The 22448-nt window shown below is 40.3% G+C and carries 17 protein-coding genes; 11 read left to right on the forward strand and 6 right to left on the reverse strand.

The features are described 5' to 3' along the window. Positions 1-16 precede the first annotated feature (16 nt). The 4 genes from LEP1GSC195_RS10795 (at position 17) to LEP1GSC195_RS10810 (ending at position 4105) form a co-directional block, all read left to right on the forward strand. Entirely contained in the window at positions 17-793 is a 777-nt protein-coding gene (locus LEP1GSC195_RS10795; protein ID WP_015681722.1) for a YdcF family protein, read from the forward strand. A gap of 100 nt (positions 794-893) precedes the next feature. Continuing rightward, positions 894-1286 carry a cytochrome c maturation protein CcmE domain-containing protein gene (locus LEP1GSC195_RS10800; RefSeq protein WP_002975114.1) on the forward strand — a complete coding sequence of 131 codons (393 nt, stop codon included), beginning with the start codon at positions 894-896 and terminating at the stop codon, positions 1284-1286. Then, the gene (locus LEP1GSC195_RS10805) at positions 1283-3481 is read left to right on the forward strand and encodes a heme lyase CcmF/NrfE family subunit (RefSeq protein WP_015680770.1); all 2199 of its coding nucleotides are present in this window, start codon (positions 1283-1285) and stop codon (positions 3479-3481) included. The genes LEP1GSC195_RS10800 and LEP1GSC195_RS10805 overlap by 4 nt, the downstream gene beginning before the upstream one ends. Before the next feature lie 72 nt (positions 3482-3553). Continuing rightward, positions 3554-4105, forward strand: a complete 552-nt coding sequence (locus LEP1GSC195_RS10810) for a cytochrome c-type biogenesis protein CcmH (RefSeq protein ID WP_015681291.1) — start codon at positions 3554-3556, stop codon at positions 4103-4105. Positions 4106-4176: 71 nt separating this feature from the next. Here LEP1GSC195_RS10810 and LEP1GSC195_RS10815 read toward each other — a convergent pair whose 3' ends face one another. Beyond that, positions 4177-5334 carry an aminotransferase class I/II-fold pyridoxal phosphate-dependent enzyme gene (locus LEP1GSC195_RS10815; protein WP_015682695.1) on the reverse strand — a complete coding sequence of 386 codons (1158 nt, stop codon included), beginning with the start codon at positions 5332-5334 and terminating at the stop codon, positions 4177-4179. A 73-nt stretch (positions 5335-5407) separates the two neighbouring features. Here LEP1GSC195_RS10815 and LEP1GSC195_RS10820 point away from each other — a divergent pair, with 73 nt between their 5' ends. Together LEP1GSC195_RS10820 and LEP1GSC195_RS10825 are read left to right on the forward strand one after the other, a co-directional pair. After that, the gene (locus LEP1GSC195_RS10820) at positions 5408-6163 is read left to right on the forward strand and encodes an SIR2 family NAD-dependent protein deacylase (protein WP_015680858.1); all 756 of its coding nucleotides are present in this window, start codon (positions 5408-5410) and stop codon (positions 6161-6163) included. Between the two features lie 79 nt (positions 6164-6242). Next, positions 6243-6599, forward strand: a complete 357-nt coding sequence (locus LEP1GSC195_RS10825; RefSeq protein WP_015680593.1) for a DMT family protein — start codon at positions 6243-6245, stop codon at positions 6597-6599. On the opposite strand, the gene LEP1GSC195_RS10830 is transcribed toward LEP1GSC195_RS10825, so the two are convergent. The 4 genes from LEP1GSC195_RS10830 to LEP1GSC195_RS10845 form a co-directional block, all read right to left on the reverse strand. Continuing rightward, positions 6585-7262, reverse strand: a complete 678-nt coding sequence (locus LEP1GSC195_RS10830) for a phosphopantothenoylcysteine decarboxylase domain-containing protein (RefSeq protein WP_015681074.1) — start codon at positions 7260-7262, stop codon at positions 6585-6587. The genes LEP1GSC195_RS10825 and LEP1GSC195_RS10830 overlap by 15 nt on opposite strands. Continuing rightward, on the reverse strand, positions 7259-7789 hold the full coding sequence (locus LEP1GSC195_RS10835; RefSeq protein ID WP_015682066.1) for a phosphopantothenoylcysteine decarboxylase: 531 nt from the start codon (positions 7787-7789) through the stop codon (positions 7259-7261). The genes LEP1GSC195_RS10830 and LEP1GSC195_RS10835 overlap by 4 nt, the downstream gene beginning before the upstream one ends. Next, the gene (locus LEP1GSC195_RS10840) at positions 7790-9160 is read right to left on the reverse strand and encodes a hemolysin family protein (RefSeq protein ID WP_002978997.1); all 1371 of its coding nucleotides are present in this window, start codon (positions 9158-9160) and stop codon (positions 7790-7792) included. A 172-nt stretch (positions 9161-9332) separates the two neighbouring features. Further along, a complete protein-coding gene (locus LEP1GSC195_RS10845) occupies positions 9333-11942 on the reverse strand; it encodes a hypothetical protein (protein ID WP_015681046.1) in 2610 nt (869 codons plus the stop codon). Between the two features lie 56 nt (positions 11943-11998). Here LEP1GSC195_RS10845 and LEP1GSC195_RS10850 point away from each other — a divergent pair, with 56 nt between their 5' ends. The 3 genes from LEP1GSC195_RS10850 (at position 11999) to LEP1GSC195_RS10860 (ending at position 18060) form a co-directional block, all read left to right on the forward strand. Continuing rightward, positions 11999-15493: a PAS domain-containing hybrid sensor histidine kinase/response regulator gene (locus LEP1GSC195_RS10850; protein ID WP_015681535.1), complete on the forward strand. Its 3495-nt coding sequence runs from the start codon at positions 11999-12001 to the stop codon at positions 15491-15493. Positions 15494-15629: 136 nt separating this feature from the next. After that, positions 15630-16565: a family 2A encapsulin nanocompartment shell protein gene (locus tag LEP1GSC195_RS10855; RefSeq protein ID WP_015681727.1), complete on the forward strand. Its 936-nt coding sequence runs from the start codon at positions 15630-15632 to the stop codon at positions 16563-16565. Beyond that, positions 16552-18060: a family 2A encapsulin nanocompartment cargo protein cysteine desulfurase gene (locus tag LEP1GSC195_RS10860; protein ID WP_015682287.1), complete on the forward strand. Its 1509-nt coding sequence runs from the start codon at positions 16552-16554 to the stop codon at positions 18058-18060. The genes LEP1GSC195_RS10855 and LEP1GSC195_RS10860 overlap by 14 nt, the downstream gene beginning before the upstream one ends. Before the next feature lies 1 nt (position 18061). Here the strand turns inward: LEP1GSC195_RS10860 and epsC are convergent, their stop codons facing one another. Continuing rightward, positions 18062-18928, reverse strand: coding sequence for a serine O-acetyltransferase EpsC (gene epsC, locus LEP1GSC195_RS10865; protein ID WP_015680712.1), 867 nt, complete (start codon positions 18926-18928; stop codon positions 18062-18064). Between the two features lie 143 nt (positions 18929-19071). Here epsC and LEP1GSC195_RS10870 point away from each other — a divergent pair, with 143 nt between their 5' ends. Then, positions 19072-20895 (forward strand): ABC-F family ATP-binding cassette domain-containing protein, encoded by a 1824-nt coding sequence (locus tag LEP1GSC195_RS10870; RefSeq protein ID WP_232227763.1) that lies wholly within the window; start codon positions 19072-19074, stop codon positions 20893-20895. Then, positions 20784-22448 carry a PP2C family protein-serine/threonine phosphatase gene (locus LEP1GSC195_RS10875; protein WP_408605940.1) on the forward strand — a complete coding sequence of 555 codons (1665 nt, stop codon included), beginning with the start codon at positions 20784-20786 and terminating at the stop codon, positions 22446-22448. The genes LEP1GSC195_RS10870 and LEP1GSC195_RS10875 overlap by 112 nt, the downstream gene beginning before the upstream one ends.

Raw genomic sequence — 22448 nt, forward strand, 5'->3', positions numbered from 1 at the left:
TCAGAATCCTATTCACATGGATTCAATCTTTTTTACACTTTCCAAATTCGGAACCGTTCTACTCTACCCACTGCCTGTTTTTTTTCTTTTATCCTTCTTACTCATCCTAAAAACAAAATCGGGGCACGGAAAATTTCGACTCTTCCAAATCATTTTGTTTTTATATCTGGCATCTAACGCTTATATTGCGAACTTTCTACTCCAATCTCTCGAAAAAGATTACCCACCAATAGCCATTTCTAATATTCCCAAATCGGATGTAGCGATTGTGTTAGGTGGAATGATCCAAACCATATCTTTTCATCCAGGGAGGCCCGAACTCACAGACTCCGCAGACCGATTGACTGATGCCATCAGACTTTATAAGGCAGGGAAGGTAAAAAAGATTCTTTTTACTGGTGGATCGGGGCTTCTTTTTGCAAATACCTACAAGGAAGCGGACTTAGCAAAAGAATTATTTTTAGGGCTCGGGGTTCCTGAAAAAGATTTAATTTGGGAAAACAAGTCACGAAATACGTATGAAAATGCTGTTGAAACTAAGAAGTTAATGGCCGAAAATAAACTAGAGTCCGCCGTTCTTATCACTTCTGCCTTCCATTTCAAACGTGCTGCTGGTTGTTTCGAAAAACAAAACATCCGGTTTGTTTCCTTTCCCACAGACTATCGTGCTACCAATTTACAATCAGGGGCCTTCGAACTTTACATCCCCTCCGCAGGGTTTTTGGACCAAACCACTCTCGCCATCAAAGAATGGGTGGGTTATTTTGTGTATCGTGCCAAATCCTATTTATAAAGCTCCCAATTCTGCCGTTTTTTTAAGACCTTTTTGTTTGACCGAAACTTGCAATCAGAGAGGTTAGAGGAAAGACGGGAATCCGTCTAAAGAATGGATTATGAATCGTAAGTTTTTAACTCTTTTGTTTCTCATTGGACTTTCACTCGGCGGGATTGCTTATTTTTCCTCGCAGGAAACTTCCTATCTCCTTCTGGATGCCTCAGAACTGGCAGCAAACCAAACCAAATACTCAGATCAAAATCTTCGTGTGCGCGGGTTTGTGCGTGTTGGGAGCCTTGTCCGGGAAGGGAAAAAAGCCAAATTTGATTTGGAACTGAATGATCAAATCATCCCTGTATTTTTTACAGGAGCCACTCTTTTGCCAGACGCTTTTAAAGAAGGAGCGAGGGCCAGAGTGGACGGAAAGTTAGATCACGGAGTTCTAGTTGCCTCCCATGTGGAAGCAAAATGTGCCTCCAAATATGAAGCGGGATACGCTGAGGAAAAATGAACAACTTAGGAACCATCCTTTTATCTGCCTCTCTCGCCATTTTAGTTTTTTCCGCATTACAAACCATCTACGGAATTTATAAACAAGAACGAAAAGCCATTGAACTTGGCCGTCTTGCTTTAATGACAAATCCATTTGTCATTGTATTAACATTTACAGTTCTATTAACACAACTCGCCAGATCCGACTATAGCAACTATTATGTGGTCATGCACTCCAGCGAACATCTACCTTTGTTCTATAAAATGACATCGATATGGTCAGGTTCTTCTGGAAGTTTGTTGTTTTGGAATTTAATTCTTAACGTTTTCACTTTCATCGTGTTATGGCAAACTCGTAAGTCCATTGAAGATAGAATCCCCATGATGAATCTCATCCTTGCGGTTTTATCTGGATTTTTTTCTTTCCTAGCTGTTTTTTATGGAGATGCCCAACCATTCCGCGAGTTTGTTCCAGAAGCGGCTGCGGGCCGGGGCCTCAATCCCCTACTCCAACACTGGGCGATGATCATCCATCCACCCATTCTTTATATTGGTTATGTAAGTATATCGATTCCTTTTGCCATTGCTATGTCAGCCCTTGTGTCTGGCCAACTTTCTGAAGATTGGATGAAGTTCATTCGTAAATGGACTTTGTTTTCTTGGTTCTTTCTCGGAACAGGAATTTTACTCGGGTCTAAATGGGCCTATGAAGAGTTAGGTTGGGGTGGTTATTGGGCATGGGATCCAGTAGAGAATGCCTCACTTATGCCATGGCTTCTGACCAGTGCCTTTGTCCACTCGGTTGTGATCCAAGAACGTAGAGGGATGTTAAAGTTCTGGAATATGTTACTTGTGATCCTTGCTTTCCATTTCAGTTTGCTCGGAACCTGGATCACTCGTTCGGGAGTTTTGGAAGGTCCTCATAGTTTTTCTAAGTCTACGATTGGAACTCCTTTTATCATCTACATCATTGTCAGTTTTCTTTTCTTTACCGGCTTTGTAATTTATAGGAGAAAAAATCTCACTCCAGAAAGAAACTTAGAAGCCATCACTTCGAAAGAAGGTAGTTTTCTTTTAAATAACTTTTTACTCGTTCTCTCAACCGCAGCAATCCTGTTAGGTGTTTTTTCCCCTCTTTTGTATGGAAAAGAATTCAAGGCTCCTTGGTTTAATTCTTGGGGAGTTCCTGCAGGAATTTTTCTTTTACTCCTTATGGGTGCCGCACCACTTCTTGCTTGGCGAAAAGGGGCCGGAGCCGTATTTTTTTCTACTCTACTGAAACCTTTTATTGCGGGAATCATCGGTGGTGGATTGTACATCCTTTTCTATTCCCAAAATTTTACCAAACCAGACAGTAAGTATGGGGATGTACTTGCCGAAGTGTATTCGGTTCTAACGGTTACGATCGGTATCTTCACCATATCTGGGATCATCCAAGAATACTACCGCGGGATCAGAGCTCGTCTTGAAGAGTTTAAAAATGAGAATTTCTTTGTGGCCGGGTATCGGATGTTACTCAAAAACAAACGTAGGTATGGTGGGTATTTAGTTCACTTTTCACTTGTTCTAATCTTTATTGGTTATGCAGGAAACGCATTTAAAATCAATACTTCAGTTAGATTTTTTTATGAACTCCAACCACCTACTTCAGAAGAGATCGTCTACCAATCTATCGACAAAGCAATGATAGGTGGATATCAAATAGAAGCTTCCACTCTCAAATTAAAACCAGTCCTAATTTCAGGTCTTGGTGGAGAACCTAACATCCAAAATGTGATTGTTTCCCAAGAGGGCACTTATGGAATCTTTCGAGGGACAGACAAACTTTCGGATTTAGTTACCGAACGTAGGTTTTACCCACAGATCTCTCACCTAACGGGAGATTTTGAAACTCACATTCCCACCAGTGAACCAGCCATCCTTTCTATGGCAAAAGAAGATTTTTACATCCAACTTGGTGCCATTGAAACTTCTGATCTCAAATCAGAAAACCCAGACCTACCTTTGATGTTTATGCAGTATTACTTCACACCAGGGAGTGAAATGGACAAACTCAAACTCTTTCTCAACTTTCCAAAACAGATTGTGGCAAACTTAGAAGTTTGGGTGAACCCACTGGTAAAACTCATTTGGCTTGGGTCTCTTTTGTATTTCCTGACAGGAATCTTTTTGTTACTCCCAATTGGAGAAACCAAAAAGAAAACGGTAGATTAACTAATGAACAGCGAAATTCTTTTTCATACAAACCGCCAGCCCAGAAATGTTATTTCGAAATCAAAACTATGGATGGTTGGTTTCTGCATCCTCTTACCAAGTCTTCTATTCGCACAGAAAACGACTACCAATCTAAAAGAGGAAGGTCAAATCCAAACCTTTTTAAAAGTAACGGAACAAATTCGTTGTATCTGTTTGCCGAGCCTTCCTATCCAATCTTGTTCGTTCAATATGTGCGCGGCTTCCAGTTACCTCAAAACCTTTATTGAAAACCGGATCAAAGACGGAATGAAGGAAGAGGAAATCATTTCGAAAATGGAAAATGGTTTCGGTGACTCTGTTTTAAAAGACCCCATTGTGGTAATGTTTCAGGAAAATGGGAACCAGGGAATGGTGGATTCCATTGTATATGGATTTGGACCAAAAATTCTAGCCCAACCGGATGGAACCTGGATCAACTTCACCTTATTTGCATTAGGTGCTTTTGGACTTTTTGGAATTTATAAATTTGGGACCAGGAAAAAGAAAGAAACTCCAGAGGCAAATCCTAAGCCATCAAGTGATCAAAAGTCTACCACAGAACAAATCAAAAACAGAATTCGTAAATTCGAAGAAGAAACTTAAGTCGACTAAACTTTCACAAAGGACAGATCGATTGATTCAATCGGTTTTCTATTTGGTTGGTTGAAGATTGGTCAGAGAGAATTCCACTTCTCCCGTAAAAGAACGAGTTCCTTTACAAGATGATGGATATCCTCTAGTCTTAGTTTTGCATTCAAACTAAGACGTAACCGAGGTGTCGGAACTGTTGGAGGTCGGATGGCCCGCACATCCAAACCCGCATCTTGTAAATATGCAGCATAGAATAACGACTGTTTTTCAGTATCAAGTAAGATCGGGACAATATGAGACGTGGAGTTAGTAATCAAAAAACCATTTTGTTTCAGAGAATCCTTTAATTCCTTTGCCATCGCTAACAAATTCTCCCTTTCTTTGTCCATGGAACGGAGTAACGAAAGTGCAAAAGAGGCAAGTTTCGAAATCATGGGAAGCGGGGCAGTAGAAAAAATAAAAGACCGCATTACATTCACTAAGTGATCACGACCCATTTTTTTGGTAACGATGATCCCACCTTCAAGTCCTAAAGACTTTCCTAAGGTATAAACCCTGTAATCGATAGATTGAATTTCAGAGGAGGAAAGGTCTTGGAAAACAAGTCCCTTACCCATAGGGCCATAAACTCCGAAAGCATGAGCTTCATCCAATACGAGCACAAATCCAAATTCTTTCTTTAAAGAAAGTAGAGTTTTTAAATCGGGAGAATCTCCATCCATACTAAACAAAGATTCTGTGACCACGATCCGTTTTTTTTTGCCTGTTGAATCTTCCACATCTGCCTTCTCTAAAAGAGATCGTAAATGGTTTAGATCTAGATGGTTGTAGTATTTTTTTTGGGCACCGGAAATACGAATCCCATCTAAAATGGATGCATGATTGAGGCGATCGGTAAACACATAACAGTCGGGAGCCGCAATGGAATCCAAAAGACCAAAATTTGCGGTAAAACCCGTTGAAACAAGAAGTGCCGCCTCCCCCTCCACAAAACTTGCAAATTCAGATTCAAACTGCTCCATGGAAGTGGAATTTCCCCGAACCAATCGGGAAGCAGTCGAACCAAAGGGGTAAATCTCCTTCTTCGATTGGAAAAATTCCAACATACTTGGATTAGTTGCAAGACCCATGTAATCGTTGGAACAAAAGTCAATTCCTTGGTAGGAACGAGTTTCCCGAAACAATTGTTTTTCACGTATGGTATCTAGTTTCTTTTGGACTTCTTCCCAATGGTCTGCCACAACTACCAGTTTTCTTTTTCCGTAATATTTTCCGATTTAATTTTTTATCCATTTTGTTAGAATGATCCCACAGATGAGTCTCCTTCCTCCCGATGTAATCCATCGAATCCGTTCTGCCCGCAATATTTTGTTTCTTACGGGTGCGGGTGTTTCTAGCGAAAGTGGAATTCCTACCTTTCGTGGAGAGGGAGGCTATTGGAAAACGTACAAAGCAGAAGAATTGGCAACACCCGAAGCCTTCCTTAGACATCCTGATGTGGTCTGGGAATGGTATGACTGGCGACGTGGAATTTGCCGCGAAGCAAAACCCAACGAAGGACACCTAACGATTGCAAAATGGCAATCGTTTTCCCCATCCGTTAACCTCATCACACAAAATGTCGATGGCCTCCATCCAAAAGCTGGGAGCAAAAACCTTCTTGAAATTCATGGGAATATATTCCGTGCACGTTGTACGCATTGTCAGGCAAAATACCATCTGGAAGAGGATGGCCTAGACCAACCAGGAATCAAGTTCTGTACGACATGCGAATCTTTGTTACGGCCAGACATTGTTTGGTTTGGAGAAGGTTATGACAACCGCCTCCTCACAAAAGCTTGGGAACTAAGTAAAGTTGCCCATGTTGTGTTTGTGATCGGAACCAGCGCCAATGTTTCAGTTCCTGCAAATTTAGCTCTAACAGCCATCCGTAACGGTGCCCTGGGAATTGAAATCAATCCAGAAACCACGTCACTGACTCCGTCCATACAACTTCACTTTGGTGGGAAGTCCGGAGAAATCCTCCCAGAGATATTTAACGATGTCTTTCCTGATGGACAACCACAGTAAAGTATTGATCCAAATACTTAAACTTGCGCTTTCGTAAAATGAAGACTTACAAATCATTGAATATAACAAAGAGACTTATATGACCACCATTGCCTTACTTATCCTTTCCAATATATTTATGACCTTTGCTTGGTATGGACACCTAAAGTTTGCAAAATCCAGCAATATGTTTTATATCATTCTCTTTTCTTGGGGAATTGCATTTTTTGAATATGTACTAATGGTTCCGGCAAACCGAATTGGATATACTGTTTATAAATTTGAGGGGTTCCAATTAAAAATCATCCAAGAAGTGATCACTATCTTTGTGTTCATTCTGTTCGCGACCCTTTTCCTAGGAGAAAGGCTCAAATGGAATTATATCGTTAGTTTTGGATTGATTCTTCTTGCGGGTTACTTTGCGTTTGGTTTTGGAAACAAATCAAACGGACACTAAGAACTGCACGAGTGCTTCAGCAATTTTTTCTTTAGGTAATGGCCCAATTTCTTTTTCTAATCCATTGGCACTAAAGATACGAATGCTGGAATCCACTTCTCCAAAACCTTTGCCCGCACCCACATAATTTCCTACAATGAAGTGAAGACCTTTTCTTGTTAGTTTGTCTTTTGCATACCTTTCAAGTTCTCGAGTTTCGGCAGCAAACCCTACACGAATCGAATTTTCTATTTTGTGTTCCGTGACATACTCGGTGACTTGTTGTAATACATCAGGGTTTTCTTCTAACTCGAGGAGAAGACCTTTCGTTCCTTCAGAAGTTTTTTCTTTTTTGATTTTGTGTTCTGCTGTCATAATGGGGCGAAAATCCGCAGGAGCTGCGGCCATCACAAGCAAACTATCGTTAGTAATTTGAGACAAAACAGCATCTCGCAATTGGATGGTGGTTTCCACTTCGATATTGAGTTTGGCACCTGGCACATTTGTATATCGTTCCAATGTATTTCCATGGATATAAATCACTTCGACAGGGTATAACAAAAAGGATTTTGCAATCTCATAACCCATTTTTCCCGAAGAGGCATTAGAGATATAACGTACAGGATCAATCCATTCCCGAGTTGGGCCCGAAGTAACGATCACTCGTTTGAATTTTAAGTTCATGAATTTTTTGTATGGAGTTTTAAAATTTGTTCAGTGATGGATTCCACAGTAGCAAGTTTACCGTATCCTTCATCACCACAAACAACAATTCCCTTATCGGGAGAGACGATGGTCACACCATCAGCTTCCAAAGTTTTTAAATTTCTTTGGACCGCAGGGTGTAAATACATTCCCGGATTCATTGATGGGGCAACTAACACAGGAGAGGTGCAGGCCAAATAGGTAGAAGTAACTAGATCATCAGCAATCCCATTGGCCATTTTTCCAATGATATTGGCGGAGGCAGGAACCACGGCGAGAACTGAGGCAATGTTTTTGATTTCGATATGGGCCATACCCGTATCAAATTCGTCCACTCGGACGGGTTTTCCGGTTAAGGCTTCAAAGGTAATCTTTCCAACAAATTTTGTAGCATTGGAAGTCATGATCACGCGGACAGGGTATCCTTGTTTGGTAAGTCCTCTTACCAAATCACAAGCCTTGTAAGAAGCTATGGATCCAGAAACAGCAATCACAATTTCTTTCATCTACCTGTCCTCGTAAGAGAGCTCCCTCTCCATTTCAGAATCATTATCTTCTTCTAATTTCGGAGTAAACAAAATAGAAATGATTTTATTTCCTTCCATTTTTTTTACTTTAAGGCTTCCCTTTTTAATTTGAACGATGCTACCTTCTTTTGGCATATCTTCGTTCTTTTCCATAAAATAACCAGCGATGGTGCGAACTTCTTCCATATCCGAAGGTTCTTCCCCTTCCAAAATACCCGATAAACTGGAAAGCTCTGTTTCTCCATCAAGAGTAATGGCTTTTGTTTTTTTATTGGTTGAAGTCACATCAACTTCATCAGAGTCCGTTTCATCTCGGATTTCACCAAAAAATTCTTCAATGATATCTTCTAAGGTAAGTAAACCGGAAACTCCACCGTATTCATCAATGACAATCGCCATGTGTTGTTTCTTCTCACGAAGTTTAGTCATCACACGTTCAATAGACATCGATTCTGGAACCTTTACAAAATCCTTTTCCATGATCACAGTAATCTTTTCTTTTTTGCCTTTTGCAGAAAGATGGGCTGCTTGCCATTTTAAATATTTCTGTACATGGACAATTCCCACAATGCGATCCAAAGTTTGGTCATAAACCGGGTATCTTGAGAAACTATGTTCTGCAATGAGGGGAAGCATTTTATCTATCGTTGACTCTTGTGAAATGCCAATGATAGAAAGTCTATGTGTCATTACGTCTTTGGCAGTATGTTCGGAAAAATCAAAAGTCTTTTGGATGAGTTGCATTTCCGCATTATCAATCCGACCTTGTTTCCTTTGTTCTTCGATGATGATCATCAATTCTTCCGCAGAGTGAACATACTTATCACCCGTACGTTGTAACCGGAAAAGTGTAAGAACACCTCCCGCCAAACGATTCATAACGAATGTGACAGGAAAGAAAAGATAGTAAAACAACCACATAGGGCCAGACACTCCAAGAGCAATTGCTTCTGTGTTTTGAATGGCAAGGGTCTTCGGAACTAGTTCTCCCAAAATCACATGAAGGAGTGTGATGAGAGTGAAGGATACTCCTATAGAGATGCTATGGATGGTAACAAGATCCAATTCAATATGAAACATACGAAGGAATCCAGAAACGACACTCGCAAATAAAGCTTCGCCGATCCATCCAAGAAGTAGGCTTGCGACAGTGATTCCCACTTGGCAAACCGATAACATATCATCAATTTTAGAGACAGCCTTTTTGGTAAGATGAGCCATAGCTCTGTTTTCTTTGACAAGCTCCTCTAGGCGAGAGGGGCGGAGGGAGACCATAGCAAACTCTGCTGCTACAAAGAAACCATTGACAAAGACGAGGAGGAAGATGAGAAAGATGCCGATTATTTCCATAGAAACTCGAACACCACTAAAGTATTATGATCAGGGTCCATTGCGTATGAGGAATAGAATTAAGTATTTTGGACCGATCTTCCAGTGTCGCCTACATTTTGACTCATTTTTGCGGGAAATGCGAAAGCAGACGAAACTCCGAACCAAGGAATTTGGTCTGATTATGTCACTCTCACTGGGCGGTAGCCTGAATCCAAACCCCATCCTCACGATATCGGGAAGGATCGAGAAGGCCCGAAACCGATCCCGCATCCAAAACAGGCAGGGTGGGAAGGTATCCAATCTTTTTTGTTCCCGATCGAAACCAGAAATGCAACCAGTTGTAGTGCCAAGAGTAATCAGACCAGGACTTTCCAAGGACACGTTCGGTATAAACTATCATTTTAGGAACCGTACGGTAATCGATCCTACGAAATAATTTAAGGAAAGGAATTTCTTCGAATGACCCGGTATCGGATTTACAAGACCAAGACAGATTGGTGACAGAGCTCCCCGAACCGGCGTTTGCTGGGAAGTCCCAAAGATGTAACCTTTCCTTTTCTTTTAAAATACGAGAACCTTCAAAATAAGCAGTTTCCACAAGATTCATACCTTTCCCCTCCAAAGAACGCATGTTTTGTGGGCATTTCCAAGAAAAAGCATTCAGTGGCTTTTGCACCTCCGCTTGCGGAAGAAGAGAAAAGAAAAATACAAACTGAGTCTCTTTCATTTCTTTTTTGAGAGAACGCATTAAACTTGCACCCGATTCATTCAAATAAATTTGCACAGTGTCCGTATCTTTACTGGCACTCACCAGTTCTCGTACAGATTCAATCACATCTGAGGTATCTGGTCTTTGGGAACGAATCACCTTCCAACTAAGTTGGTTGCGTTTAGTTTCTCTCGGATTAAAGGTAAAAAGATAAAACTCATCCTTATAGGGTAACAAAAGGATGGTGGGAAGTTTAGCAGATTCTAAATTGCGAACCGACTCTTCTTCATTTTTTCTTTGGATTTGACTTTCGGTTTCACGACTGTCCGCATAAGTTGAGTCAAAAAATTTGGATTCTCTGGCGGTGGAAAAACCAGAGAGGTATTGAAATTGTTTATCAACAAATTGAATCTGCAACAATGAATGAGGACTTCCCTTACCTCCGCGAATCCACTTCACAGAATTATATTTGTATATAGAATCTAAAAGCCCCCAAACATCGTTATCATCACGCAGATGGCTGAGTGCATACTCAAAAAACAAATCGGTAGAAAAAGCAAGTGGCCGGTAGTTGCGAATATAATACAAATCTTCATACATATTGTTTTGCAAGTAGTCAGAGACACCATCCCGAATGTTTCCATTTACTGGTCCCTTTTTACCAGATGCTGTATGTGCAAATACAAACCCGAAATTTCTAAGAAACTCAGCTGCATAAAAAGAATTTTCTTCATCTAAAATTCCCCTACTCTTTGTTAGTTCAATCGTGGACTTTCGGAATTCTTTTCTATAAATTTGGTTATAGCCTTGTAAGATGGTGGCTGCGTATTCCAACCGCCTCCATTTTTTTTCCTGAGCCATATAAATGATTTCGTCAGTCATCCTTGATGACAACTCAGGATTTTGATCCATTAACATCTGTGAAATTCTAAGTTTGGGCCAAATATCTGCTTCTGTTAACTTTTCAGGATCTTTGATTTTTTGCAGAGCTTTGAGTGCAGCATCAGCACCATTCACTTTATACAGGGAAACGGAGATCAAATCCTTAACCCCACTGATGGACATTGGTTCATTCAAAAAAGGATGATGGATATCAGCTGACCAATTATTTAAATCCAACTTCAAATAATAATCTAAAGATTTTTTATAATCTTTCTGGAAATAGGCAAGTGCACCTAACTTCACATAGATTCGATTAAGGATAGATGCCTTTTTTCCTTTTGCCAATCTCAAAAAATTTAATAAAGATTCTTCAGCTCCAGGATAATCTCCAAGTAAAATTTGAAAAAATGCCATCCGTTCATTTGAGTTTTCACCAACGAAACCATCCGAGATTCTTTCCAGATCCATAATCATTTTTTGTAAATGAATTCCTTCTCTCACAAATCCGAGAAATGATAGTTTGGCGGGGAGATCTTCGTCAATTCGATCCAAAAGAGGGATCCATTCCAAGTAAGGATCTTCGAAAAAAGGGGAACTGACACGCATTATGTTCACAAAATGTTTATGCATGTCTTTCTCTTTTCCAGAAGGAAGATCTATGTAGTATTGTAAACGGAATACACGACATAAGGAATAGTAAGGTTTTGTTTTTTGGCAGTCCATTCTGATCATGGACTTTTTTTCATCTTCCCCTGTTTGGAAAAGATTGGTTCGCATATTTTTTGCTAGGTTACGAAAGTAGGTATTGGGTTCTTTTTGAATGTATGTATCCAGGATTTTGATCGCTTGAACCTCCTCGCCTTGAGACTGTTTCCATAAAGAGGTCAGTAAAAAATCGGCAAAAGCATACTCACCTTTTTTAGTTCGCAGATCGTAAAGGATATTGGCGATCCCTACTTTGTCTTTTTTACGAAGGTAATACTCCCCTAACATGAGATAGTAGTCGATCTCTTGGATTTGGGTCATCCCTTCCGGGTTTTTAAATCGGAATTCATCCCTGGCATTTAATATTTCTTTTCCTTGGATCAGGAGTTTTGAGGAGGTTCCCGCAACCACCCAACCGTGGTTTCTTTGAGATTGGCTCATCAGATTTCCCATTGGAAGTGCGGAAATACAACATAGAAAAATAGAAAGTGACAGGCGATTCATCATCGTATCCATTATTCTTTAGGACCAATCGTTTTGGTCAAGTGACATAACAATTCATGGCAGAAAGTTTCAACTACCAATCCATTGTGGAGAGTTTTGACGAATTTTTAATCTATGTAGATCCCTTCTTAGAAATTCAATTTTCGCGAACCTCTCCCAATCTTTATCTGCCACCTGACTCCATATCCACGGGAAAACATATCAACGACCTTCACATCACGCCGAGGGATGCACTCATCCTCACCAACTTATGCCAAGAAACCTTGGCAAGAAAAACTCCATTCCAATTCACAACAAATCTACTCGGAAATCCCTTTCGGATCTCTGGACGGTATTTAGAATTTAAAAACACACCAGGAGTCATCCTTCGAGGAGAACCAAACTTTAGCATTGAAAATGTAATTTTAGACAGTGGTCCCTATGTGATCTTTCGGTTCAAATTTGATACTGAGTTTTCAACAACTTACGTATCTCCGAATGTTTCACTCAACCTAGGGTATCAAACAGGTGAATTCAAAAAAGGGATGTTGAAACCAGATGACCTCATCCACCCTGATGATAAAGAAAGAGCACTTACCGAAGAAAAAGAATATATAAAAAATAAGTTGCGAACGTATCAAAGGGAATTCAGATTCCAAAAACAAGATGGGTCGTATATTTATGTATCCGATTATAGTGTCGTAAGTTATTTCAACTCAGTTCCCACAGAAAAAATTTGTTATTTCATCGATATTACTGAACGAAAAGACAAAGAAATAGAAATCCTAAAACAACGAGATGAACTTGCAAGACTCAAACTATTATTTGAAGAAACGAATGCAGCTGCAAATGTGGGCGGATGGGAAGTTGACCTCACAAACAATAAAATCTTTTGGGCTAAAGAAACAAAAAAAATTCATGAAGTTCCCGATAGTTACGAACCAAACCTAGAGACAGCTTTCAGCTTTTATCCTCTTGAAGCAGATAAACAAACTCTATTAAATGCCTTCCACCAAGCAGAAACAAATGGAACATCTTACGACTTAGTATTAAAAATCAAAACACTTCGAGGAAATTACAAATGGGTGCGCAGCATCGGACATTCCGTATTTGCGGAAGGAAAATGCATTCGGATTTTTGGAAGTTTTCAAGATATTACAAAAAATGTTGAATTGGATATTCAAAGAGAAGACGCTCTTGCCAATTTAGAAACCATTTTAGATGCAACGACTCATGTAACTATTATTGGAACTGATACAAACGGCATCATCACACACTTCAACAAGGGTGCAGAATTCCACTTACAATATGATGCAGAAGAAGTAGTTGGGAAAACCTCACCTGCGATTTTCCATATACCCGAAGAAATTCAATCACGTTCGACCAATCTTTCCAAAGAATTTGGAGTTCCCATATCCGGATTTGATACGTTTATATACAAAGCGAAGTTAGGTGAATTTGATTCCCATGAATGGACGTATGTTCGCAAAGATAAAACCGAATTTCCTGTCCAACTTGTAGTGACTGCTAGTAAAAACAAAAAAAACGAAATCACCGGTTACTTGGGGATTGGGATCGATATATCAGCTCACAAAGCCACCGAAGAAGCGTTACGCGCCAGTGAAAGCAGGTGGCAGTTTGCATTGGAAGGATCTGGAGATGGGATTTGGGATTGGAATGCTGTCACAAACAAAGTTTTCTTCTCCAATCAATGGAAGAACATGTTGGGATATTCGGAAGAAGAAATAGGATCAGATATTTCCGAATGGGAGTCTAGAGTTCATCCCGCCGACAAACCAAATTATTTTTCCGACTTAGATAAACATTTTAACGGGGAAACCTCTGTTTATGTGAATGAACATAGGATGTTGTGTAAAGACGGATCTTATAAATGGATCTTAGACCGAGGAAAAGTCATTGAATGGACGGAAGACGGAAAACCACTTCGAATGATAGGAACACACACTGATACCACCGAACGAAAGTTACTCGAAAATGACTTAATCGTTGCTCGCGAAAATGCAGAAAAAGCATCTCAAGCAAAATCTGACTTTCTTGCCAATATGAGCCATGAAATCAGAACTCCACTCAATGGTGTGATTGGATTTTCCGATCTTCTTATGCGGACCAATCTCAACCAGGTGCAAAAAAAATACATGGAAACCGTGTATCTTTCAGCTAGTTCTCTATTGGATCTCATCAATGACATCTTAGATTTTTCTAAAATTGAATCTGGAAAAATGGAACTCTACAAGGAAAGGGTCAATATTTACGATTTACTCCACCAAATTGCTGAGATCGTAAAACACAAAGCTTATGAAAAAGGCCTAGAACTCATTCTCAACATTTCACCAAAAGTTCCAAGAAACATATTTGTCGATTCTTTACGACTCAGGCAGATCCTTCTGAATTTAATCGGGAATGCTTTGAAGTTTACCTTAAAAGGCGAAATTCAAATCAAAATCTCTGCGGAGCCAAAAGGAAAAAACGAATACGAATTACTCTTTGAGGTGATTGATACAGGAATTGGCATTAGTCCCGAAAATAGAAATAAAATTTTCGAAGTGTTTTCACAAGCAGACACATCCACCACACGTCAGTTTGGTGGCACTGGTCTAGGACTATCCATCTCTAGTAAATTATTAAATTTATTTAATTCTAAAATGGAATTAGAATCGGAACGTGACAAAGGTTCTCGTTTCTTTTTTAAAATTGTTACCCTTGCTGACAACGAAAGAAACAACGAACCAGAATTAAATGAAATCAAAAAAGTAATGGTTTTGGATGACAACGAAACTAACTTACTCGTGATCCATGAAATGTTAACTTACAAAGGGATTCGGGTAGATAGTTTTAGATCAGCAAAAGAAGCACTTAACTCCATCTCATCAGGTGTTTTTTATGATGTTATCATCTCCGATTTTAATATGCCAGAAATGAATGGTTTGGATTTTATTGAAAAACTTTTAAAAACAGTAGAATCAAAAAATTTAAGAAAACCCTTCCTGTCGCTCCATACATCTTCCAATGACGAAAGTATTTATAAAAGAGGAAGAGAACTGGGTGTACAATCTATCCTTTTAAAACCCATTCAGACAAACATCTTGTATGAAAGTTTGGATAAATTAATCTCTGGCAAAAGTCCAGAAATCATTACAACCAATTACGAACCAGTTCACCCCATCCTAACAACTGAAAAAATTAAGATCATGATTGTTGAGGATAATCCTGTAAACATGATGTTAACCAAGGCAATTGTCCAAAAATCCCTACCAGGAACCATCATCATCGAGGCTGAGAATGGAGCATTAGCAGTAGAAAATTTCATCCAAACAGAACCACAGTTGGTATTAATGGATGTGCAAATGCCAGAAATGAATGGTTATGATGCTACAAAAGAAATCCGAAAATTAGCGAATGGGAAACTTGTGCCGATCATTGCACTTACCGCCGGGACTCTGTCAGGGGAGGAGGAACGTTGCCTCGAATGCGGGATGAATGATTATATTTCCAAACCCGTTGTTTTGAAAACCATCTCTGAAAAGATAAAACACTGGCTCCAGCTACATTAGGCCGCCAATCTACTAGTCAATTTCTACAATATTCCACACAAAACTCCCCTCTATTTTGATTTAAGGGAACGATTCTCGTTTTCTGTACACAAACAGAATCAGTCAATAAAGATCCATTTCAAATAAGAGGTCCTTTATGGCAGAACAAACCCAACACGCTTTGGGAGATTTAGCCGCACGCCAACTGGCAAATACGGTAAAGACGAATGCACAATACGGTGCGATCACCCCACGTTTTTTAGTTAGGTTACTTGACTGGAAACCTTTGGAAGCAGGTGTTCTTCGTGTCAACCGAGTCAAATCCAATACACAAGTTGATGTACTTTGTGGACAAAAGGGAGAACAAGAACTTCCTGAAACATTTGTTAACTACGAAGAAAAACCTCGCGAATACACTCTCAGTTTAATATCCACAATCCTTGATGTACAAACTAGAGTTTCTGATTTATACAGTTCTCCACATGAACAAATCAACGAACAACTTCGTTTGGCCATTGAAAGTGTAAAAGAAAAACAAGAACTCGAGTTAATCAATAATGAAGATTACGGACTTCTTAAAAATGTTCCGGCTCACCAAAGAATTAGTACAAGAAAAGGTCCTCCTACTCCGGATGATTTAGATGATCTCATCACTAAAGTTTGGAAAGAACCATCTTTCTTTTTGGCTCACCCTTTAGCCATTGCAGCTTTTGGTCGTGAATGTACACGAAGAGGAGTTCCACCGGCCACCGTTACTATGTTTGGTGCTCAATTCTTAACTTGGCGAGGACTTCCACTCATTCCTACCGACAAACTTCTTGTCAACGGAGAAACAAATCCAAAATCAGCATCAGGAACTTCTAACATCTTACTTCTGAGAGTCGGTGAGAAAAAACAAGGGGTAGTCGGTTTATTCCAATCCAATTTACCAGGGGAACAAACTCCAGGACTATCCGTTCGATTTATGGGAATCAACAGATCGGCGATTGGTTCGTATTTAATTTCTCTTTACTGCTCAGCAGCCATACTTACGGACGATGCCATTGCGGCACTAGACAACGTAGATGTGGGAAATTATTATGAATACAAATGATCCGAGTTTTCTAAAACTAAACCCGGATTCGTTTGCGAATGTTACTCCTTCCGGTTTCCCTGATGAGAAAACACTCGAGAAATTGGCAAAGGAAATGTTTGGGGTTTTACAATCCTATGGTGGAAGTAACCTTCCCACCAATGGTTTGCCATCACCAAATATCTCTCAGGAGACACTTCCCTACCTAGAAGATTTGAAATTAACGGATACCGGTTTTTCTTATTCCGATTTTCAGTCTTTCCCAATCACCAACATACCACAGTCAGGTGGAGGGAATCTAGCATCCGCAAGGAGAGATTTTCCTATCTTAACGGAAACAGTGAATGGGAAACCGTTGGTCTGGCTCGACAATGCAGCAACCACCCAAAAACCAATCTCTGTGATAGAAAGGTTATCTCATTTTTACTTACATGAGAATTCCAATATCCATCGTGCCGCCCATACACTTGCCGCTAGATCCACTGATGCTTATGAAAAAGCAAGGTCTCTTGTCCAAGGGTTTATTGGTGCTGGAAGCGTAGAGGAAATTGTTTTTGTCAGAGGAACTACGGAAGGAATCAATCTCCTTTCCAATATTATCTCCGACAAACACATCCAAGCCGGTGATGAAATTCTAATCACTCATCTGGAACACCACGCAAACATTGTTCCTTGGCAGATGATTTGCGCGAAAAAAGGGGCTAAGTTAAAAGTGGCTCCTGTGGATGATTCTGGACAAATCATTCTTAGTGAATACGAACGCCTGTTAAACTCGAAAACAAAAATTGTTTCGATCACACAAGTTTCGAATGCACTGGGAACTGTGGTTCCGGTTGAAGAGATGACAAGGTCTGCTCATAAAGTAGGAGCCCTTGTGATTGTGGATGGAGCTCAGTCTGTATCCCATATGCCAGTGAATGTACAAGAGATCGATTGCGACTTCTTTGTGTTTAGCGGTCATAAACTCTTTGCACCAACTGGGATCGGTGTGGTTTACGGAAAAAAAGCCATCTTAGATAGTCTACCTCCCTGGCAAGGTGGTGGGAACATGATCAAAGATGTCCATTTTGATCACACAACCTTCCAAGAAGCACCATTTCGGTTTGAAGCAGGAACGGGTAACATCGCCGATGCAGTGGGCCTGGGAGCTGCAATCGAATATCTGAACAGATTCGGAATGAAACAAATTTCAGCTTTTGAACATGACCTATTGGAATATGGAACCAAAGAACTGTTAAAGGTTCCAGGCCTTCGGTTGATTGGAACGGCTAAAGACAAAGCGGGAGTCTTATCCTTTGTAGTCGATGGATTCAAAACAGAAGAGATTGGAAAACGATTGGCGGAAGAAGGAATTGCTGTACGCGCCGGCCACCACTGTGCCCAACCAATCTTACGTAGATTTGGATTGGAATCAACAGTAAGACCATCACTCGCGTTTTACAATTCTTGTGAAGACATTGATGCACTCATCCGAGTGTTGTACGGGTTAGGGAGTCGGAATCGACTCGGAATTTAGTTCAAATGGTGAAATCCAAACCTTGGACTTCATTAGAACTTCTGACTCGTACTTCTGACTTCTGATACACAACAGAATACGGAGGGATGCTTTGGGTAATCCAGGCATTTCCTCCGATGATCGACTGTTTGCCTATGACAGTTTCCCCACCGAGAATCGTTGCTCCCGCATAAATCACAACTCCCTCTTCGATCGTAGGGTGACGTTTTTGTTTCGCCAAAGACTTGTTTACCGACAAAGCGCCTAAGGTAACACCTTGGTAGATCTTCACGTTGTCCGCAATCTGAGTGGTTTCTCCAATCACAATCCCTGTTCCATGATCCATAAAAAAAGCTCTTCCGATCTCTGCCCCTGGATGGATGTCAATTCCCGTAGCTTCATGGGCCACACCCGATAAAAGTTTTGGGAAAATGGGTAACGAAGATTTGAAAAAATAATTAGCTACTCTGTGGACTGCACCAGCGTAAAACCCGGAATAGGCGAGGATCACTTCGTGGATACTTTCTGCGGCGGGATCTCCTAAAAAAGCTGCCTCTGCATCTTCCCACATCCATTGATACAAACCAGGAAGTTTGGCAACAAAGTTATGCAAAATATCATCCAAGGCTACAACACGTCCAAATTCTCTGTCCGCATAAGAAGCATAAGGTTCTAATAAATTTTTCCAACGGATTCGAAAGAGTTCCAACTGATCCATAATTTGGTCTTTGGAAGTAAAGTTACGTTCAGAATGGTATCCCGAAAATAGAATGGAAAACAATTCATCTAAAAAGCGACTGGCGACTTGTTTGCCACCCACCACGGATTCTGGGATGGATTGCCTGCTTAGAATGGAAGTATATAATTCGTCTTGTCCGTTCGATAACATATCACTCTACTAAGAGGTTTTGCCGAAATGAGAGAATTCTAAAAAAGGGAGGATACCAAAAACCAAATGAAAGTCGATAAATCAGATGTACATTCATGCCAAAATATTGAATGAGATTGTCCATTTGACCCTATTTCCATCTCATGGACATTGTGCTAGTCTCTGTTTCCAAACTTTCCAAAACCATCGGCGAAAAAAAACTCTTTCAAAACCTTGATTTCTCTATCAGTGAAGGAGAAAAACTCGCCATTGTTGGTATCAATGGATCGGGCAAATCCACCCTATTGCGAGCCATCCTCGGCAAAGAAGAAACGGACTCTGGCCAAATCATTAAAAACAATAATCTTAAAATCTCCATCCTTGACCAAAATCCTGTTTTTGATCAGAACGAAACCATCCTCGATCATATCTACAAAGGTGATAACAAACTCGTAAAAACCATTCGCCGTTATGAAGACATTTGTGAACGAATGAGTGAAGGTGCCGAGGGGTTAGATGATGAGTTTACAGAAATTTCTCAAGAAATGGATAGACTGTCCGCTTGGGATTACGAACAACAAGTTAAATCCATATTAAAAGAGTTAGGTGTTGAGAAATTAGAAAGAAAGATGTCTGAATTGTCAGGGGGGATGCTTAAAAAAGTAGAACTGGCAAAGTCCCTCATCGATGAAAGTAACTTACTGATTTTGGATGAACCCACAAACCATTTGGATGTAAAATCCATTTTATGGTTAGAAGACTATTTGGCAGGTCTTGACAAAGCCATCATTCTCATCACCCATGATCGTTATTTTTTAGATCGGATTGTGAATAAAATTTTGGAACTCGATCGAGGGAGTCATTTCCTATACGAAGGGAACTATTCTATTTATTTGGAACGCAAAGTAGAAAGAGAAGAAACCCTTCAAAAACAAGAAGATAAAATCAAACAATTTCTCAAACAAGAAGTGAAGTGGTTGAAACGCCAACCGAAAGCCCGGTCCACAAAACAAAAGGCAAGGATTGAACGAGCCAGCGAACTCCAAAATAGAGAAAAACGCGAAGAACAAAAAGATTTAGAACTGAGTGTCGCGGCCAAACGCCAAGGGAAAACCATTTTAGAAATTCATAATCTGAAAAAAGGGATCGCGGACAAACTACTCATCAATGACTTTACTTATACTTTTAAAGCCAAAGAAAGACTCGGTGTGATTGGACCCAATGGAATTGGAAAATCCACACTCCTCAATTTAATGGCAGGCCGTATTACACCTGATAGTGGATACATCAAACCAGGGATGAATACGAAGGTGGGTTACTTTGACCAAACCAGTTCCGAACTTCCCCTGGATCGGAATGTTCTCGATTATATCAAAGATGTTGCGGGTGAGATGATCGAAACTGAATCAGGAGAAAAAATCTCTGCGGCCAAGATGTTGGAAAGGTTTCTCTTTGATGGGAAATTACAATACACACCCATCGCCAAACTCTCGGGAGGCGAAAGGCGCAGACTTTTTCTTGTGCAGATCTTAATGACAGGTCCCAACTTTCTGATCTTAGATGAACCAACCAATGATTTGGACATTCAAACACTGTCTGTTTTGGAATCCTTCCTCGATGAATTTCCAGGAACCGTTGTGATCGTATCCCACGATCGTTATTTTTTAGACCGAACCGCAGAAAGCCTACTGATCTTCCGAAAAGAGGGAAAACTAGACCATTACATTGGAACCTTCTCTTCCTTTTTAGAAACCGATACTTTGGAATTAGAAAGTGAACCAAGTTCCCCAAAACAGGTTGTAGTTCCAGAAGTGACAGTCGGAGCGGGGAAACCACAGAAATCCAAACAAGACCAAAAGAAACTCTCCAAATTAGAATCAGAGATAGCCAAGTTTCTCCCGTTTGGCCCCCAGAAGGTGTGGGTCTTGCTTCTCTTTTACTTCTCGGTCCGGTTGCTTTACCTGGAATTTATTTGGGAGCAACCTTAGCTAATTTTTTTAATAATCCACATTTACCGACAGCATTCATCATAGGAATTGGAAATACACTCAGTAGTTATATCAACTATCGAATCATCCAAAGAGTGTCTGAAAAAACAGATCCCATTTACTCTACTAAAAACTTAATTTATTTCTTAAGTATTGGAACCATTCCTGGATCGTTTATTAGCACAGTAATGGGTGTCACCAGTTTATGGTATTGGGATTTTTTATCCACAGAACTTTATTTTAATGTGTTCTTTACTTGGTTCTCGGGAGAGATGTTGGGATTTCTCATTGTTGCCCCCCTACTCTATGTTTGGTTCCATCCAAAAGCCAAACTAAAGTTGGAACTTCGTAAACAAATCGAACTACTCCTTTGGATCATTTTGGTGTATATATCGGGAACCATTGCTTTTAGCGATGAGTGGCCTCTCCTCTTTTTACCCATTCCTTTTGTGATTGTTACAAGCATTCGTTTTCGCCAGTTTGGTGCCACACTCGCAACCGTTGTGTTAGCATTCACAGCCGTATCCTTAACCATCGAAGGAAAAGGGGTTTTTGCGAGAAGAGATGAAACAGGACTTTCGATCAACGACTCCCTAATCTTTTTGGATGCCTTTTTGTTTTGTATCAGTGGGATTGCTTACTTTTTGGTGACAGCCACCAGAGAAAGAGAAAGAGCACAACTCGCTTCTTTAAAATCCTTACAAGTTCTGAATGAACTCAAAGAAAAAGCCAACGAGGAACTAGAAAAAAAAGTTTTAGAAAGAACTGCCGTCATTGAAGAACAAAGAACAGAAATCGAAAAACAATTGGATATGGCCAAACGGATCCAAGAATCTCTTTTCCCTCAAAAGGAAGTTTTTCCCGAAGGTGTGGAAATTCTTTTTAAAAATATTCCTATGATGAAAGTGGGGGGAGATTTGTATGATATTGTTTGGAGACCCGAAAAACTAGAGTTAGGTGTTTTTATTTGTGATGTTTCTGGTCACGGAATTCCTGCGGCCCTACTCAGTGCTCTTGTCAAAACCTCCCTGGATAAATGGAAGGAAGACCCTTCCGACCTAAAAGAAAATTTAGAATCGATTCGAAACCAAATCATTCCCAATCTTCGGGAACATTTTGTAACAGCCAGTTTACTCCATCTCCATACCGATTCTGGGGCACTGACATTTGCCAGGGCCGGCCACTTTCCTCTTTTTATCATCCGAAAGTCGGGAGCCCTTGTGAGTTTGAAACCGATGGGAAGGATCATCACTCCGATTTTTGCCATCCTTGCCGAAGAAGAGAAATTCCAATTGGAAACCGGGGATTTGATTGTGATGTTGACCGATGGCCTAACAGAAGCTAGGGCACCGGAGTCCTTTCAAATGTTTGGGGAAGAAAGACTCCTGCATTTGATTCGAGAGATGCGAAGCCTTCCCTTAATTGAAATTCGAGACCAAGTTTTCCAATCTGTCATCCAACTCTCCGGAGGGATCACTGCCATCCAAGATGATTTGACCTTTGGCCTCATTCGTTATACGGGAAGTGTAGATCAAAAAGTCGAGGCCCTCTAG

This window comes from Leptospira wolbachii serovar Codice str. CDC (genome assembly GCF_000332515.2).
GTDB lineage: Bacteria > Spirochaetota > Leptospiria > Leptospirales > Leptospiraceae > Leptospira_A > Leptospira_A wolbachii.